Here is a 3,468-nt window from a genome sequence, read left to right on the forward strand (position 1 = left end):
CCGTTAGAGATTTACTCCCAAACAGATATTATAGAGCCCTTTTATATTGAAGTTTAAAAATATAAAAAAGTAGTGAAGAATATTTAATGATTCTGTTTCAGTATTTTTCTATTTTAAATTTCAATATATTTTTCTTTTCCAGTAACATTAGTAAGATACACTTTATAAATATTTGAATTTTTTAAAACATCATCTTTAATTAAATCAAACCATTGCATCTTATCAGAATAGTATTTTCCGTAGAGCAATCTAATAGCATATTCTCTTTCCGAATCTTCATTTATCCTTTCAAGCCTACCATCGGCAATAGCAGATTCATATTCATTAGTAAAAACATTTTTATTTAAGAAAGATATATTGCCTGAGTCAACTTCTTTTTGAATTTCATCTAAGGAATATTCATCAGCAACATTAGTTCTTGATACGAATACCAATTTAATCATTTTTTCTCTTTCAAAAATATCTACTTTAGTTCCTTTTTTAGACGAGGAAAAATATATTTTGTCATCACATCTTACAAAAGAAAAAGGAACAGAGTGTATAGAAAAATCAAAAACGCTTAAAACACCATATTCACTTTCATCTAATATTTCATAGGTTGAATCTAAAGATAAGTTTTTATAACAGCCATTGTTTTCTCCTTTAATTTTTATTTAATTATACCCATAAGTAATGTAAATAAAAAAAGACAAGCGATTAGCTTGCCTTCTCGTTTAAAACTATTCAGCTTCTGTTTCAGATACAGTAGGAACTTCTGCTGATTTTTCTTCAGAACCTTCTTCAGGAAGAACTTCTTCTTGTGGCTCTTGTAGAGTAGCTATAGTTTCTTCAAGATCAACAAAAATTTCAATTTTGCTGTTGTTAGCTACATCAAGATCTTTAACAAGTATAGAATCTCCAATTTGCATATCTACTACATTAACAACAGTTTCAGCAGGAAGATCAGCTGGTAGACATTCAACTTCAATTTCGTTAACTACTTGTAATAATACAGAAGGTTGTACTTTAATTTCATCTCTTCCTTCTAATACAACTGGTATATTAACCTTAATTTTTTCACTCATGTCTATTAAGTATAGATCAAAATGTAGAATTTGGTTTTTGAATGGGTGCATTTGAAGTTCTTTAATTAGAACTTGTTGAGATGTTCCTTCAAAATCAATTTTGAAAATACTTGAAGTACCATTTTCTTGGTAAGCTTTTAGTAAATCTTTTTCTACAGCTGAAACTGTTTTAGCTTCATTTCCTTTTGAGTAAATAACTCCTGGAACAATTTGTTCTGCTCTTAGTTTATCTACTTGATTTTTTCCTTTTTCACTTCTGTTTTTTAAATTTAATATCATTGACATAATGCCTCCTTATTCTATTATACCAGAACCTAGACATATTTCATCTTGATAAAATACAAGAGCTTGGCCTGGAGTAACTCCCTTTAGGGGATTTTCAAACGTAACTTTTAATTTGTCAAAGCCTATTTCTTCGACTAATGCTTTTTCATCTTTAGCCCTATACCTTATTTTTACTGAACACTCAAATGGTAAGTTCGGAGTTTCAGTAATCCAGAAAGGTTTTTCGACAATCGTATTTTTTTTGTATAGAGAAGGATGTTTTAATCCTTGTGCTACTATAAGACGATTATTTTTCAAATCTTTATCTTGAACAAAAAATGGTTCTCCATTTCCCATACCACCTAAACCAATGCCTTTTCTTTGGCCTATAGTATAGTGCATAAGTCCAGAGTGTCTTCCAAGAAGTTCACCTTCATAAGAATATATGTCGCCTTCTTTAGTAAAAAGAAATTGATCTAAAAATTTATTGAAGTCTCTTTCACCAATAAAACAAATTCCAGTAGAATCTTTTTTATGCGCTGTAGCGAGTCCATTTTCTTCGGCTATTCTCCTAACCTCAGATTTTTCAAGTTCACCAACAGGGAATATTGTTTTTGAAAGAGCTGCTTCAGGAACTCTAGAGAGGAAATAGGATTGATCTTTGTTCTGATCTAAACCTCTTAGTAAATAAGTTCGACCGTTACTGATTCTTGTTCGTGCGTAATGTCCCATTGCTATATAATCGGAATTAAATTTAAGTGCAAATTCTAAAAAAGCTTTAAACTTAATTTCAGTATTACACATAATGTCAGGATTAGGTGTTCTGCCTTTTTTATATTCTTCTAAAAAATAAGAGAAAACTCTATCCCTATACTCTTTTTCAAAATTTACAGTGTAGTATTTTACGCCTAAAGCTGAACACACTCTTTGTACATCAAGATAATCATCAGCTTGTGTACAATAGTCATCATCAGTGTCATCCCAATTCTTCATAAAGACCGCAGTGACATCATAGCCTTGTTCAAGAAGTAATAGGAGAGAGACGGATGAATCAACACCTCCACTCATTCCGAGTACAACAGTGCCTTTCTTAGTCATTTTGACCTCCTATCTAAAACCTTGTACTATTATACATTAGAGATTTAAAAAAATCTACAAAAAAAGATGAAAATGGCTAAGAATAGAGAGTTTAATTATCTTTTAATTGATAGTCTTATTTGGTAAGATATATGTGGTGATAAAATGAAAAAAATATTTATTATAATTTGTTTACTCATACTAACAGCATGCGGAGGCAATAAACCAAATGAAATAGAAGAAAATAACACAAAAATGCAAAAATACGAAATACAATTTTTCGAGGCATTCGACACAGTAACAACATTTCAAATATACGACACAGACGAAAAAACAGCAAACGAAAAACTGGAAAAAATGAGAAACGAATACTTTAGACTACACAGAGAATTCGACAGATACAACAACTACGAAAACCTAAACAACCTAAAAACAATAAACGACAATGCAGGAGTACAACCGGTAGAAGTATCAGACGACCTATACAACCTAATAGAAACAACACTAGAGCGAGAAAAAACAATATCAAACAAAGTGAACATAGCAATGGGACCAATAATAGACATATGGGCCAAATACAGAGAAGCCCATCTAGACGGAGGAGAAGCAGAAGCAATAAAACAATTCGGACACCCATTACCGGAAAGAGAAGAACTAGAAGCATTAAGAAACCTAACAGACACAACAAAAATAAAAACAGACAAAAAAACCAAAACAATCTATATAGAAAAAGGAATGAAATTGGACCTGGGAGCAGTAGCAAAAGGATACGCAACAGAAAAAATAGGAGAATACGCAAAACAAATAGGAGTAAAAAGCGGACTAATATCAGCAGGAGGGAACGTAAAACTGATAGGAAAGCACCCAATAAAAGAAACATACACAGTAGCCATACAAAACCCAAACGACAAAGGAGACAACAGCACATTCCTAGCCGTACTAAAGCTAAACGACACATCAGTAGTAACAAGCGGAGACTACCAAAGATACTTCGAATACAACGGAAGAAAATATCACCACATAATAGACCCTAAGACACTATACCCGGAAGGAGAATACAACT

At 31.8% G+C, this 3,468-nt stretch carries 4 protein-coding genes; 1 reads left to right on the forward strand and 3 read right to left on the reverse strand.

Translation table 11 applies throughout. The features are described from left to right. Positions 1 to 113: 113 nt before the first annotated feature. From HMPREF9129_RS11230 to mnmA, 3 genes are all read right to left on the reverse strand, one after another. Positions 114 to 653 (reverse strand): pyridoxamine 5'-phosphate oxidase family protein, encoded by a 540-nt coding sequence (locus tag HMPREF9129_RS11230; RefSeq protein WP_083827208.1) that lies wholly within the window; start codon positions 651 to 653, stop codon positions 114 to 116. Positions 654 to 719: 66 nt separating this feature from the next. Further along, the gene (locus HMPREF9129_RS09995; protein WP_004823332.1) at positions 720 to 1,343 is read right to left on the reverse strand and encodes a 50S ribosomal protein L25; all 624 of its coding nucleotides are present in this window, start codon (positions 1,341 to 1,343) and stop codon (positions 720 to 722) included. Positions 1,344 to 1,358: 15 nt separating this feature from the next. Then, positions 1,359 to 2,426, reverse strand: coding sequence for a tRNA 2-thiouridine(34) synthase MnmA (gene mnmA / locus HMPREF9129_RS10000; protein ID WP_004823335.1), 1,068 nt, complete (start codon positions 2,424 to 2,426; stop codon positions 1,359 to 1,361). Between the two features lie 144 nt (positions 2,427 to 2,570). On the opposite strand from mnmA, the gene HMPREF9129_RS10005 reads away from it, so the two are divergent. Then, positions 2,571 to 3,468 (forward strand): FAD:protein FMN transferase (locus HMPREF9129_RS10005; protein ID WP_004823336.1); only part of this gene is annotated, 898 nt, incomplete at its 3' end.

Source organism: Peptoniphilus indolicus ATCC 29427 (assembly GCF_000227315.1).
In the GTDB taxonomy this organism is placed as follows: Bacteria; Bacillota; Clostridia; order Tissierellales; family Peptoniphilaceae; genus Peptoniphilus; species Peptoniphilus indolicus.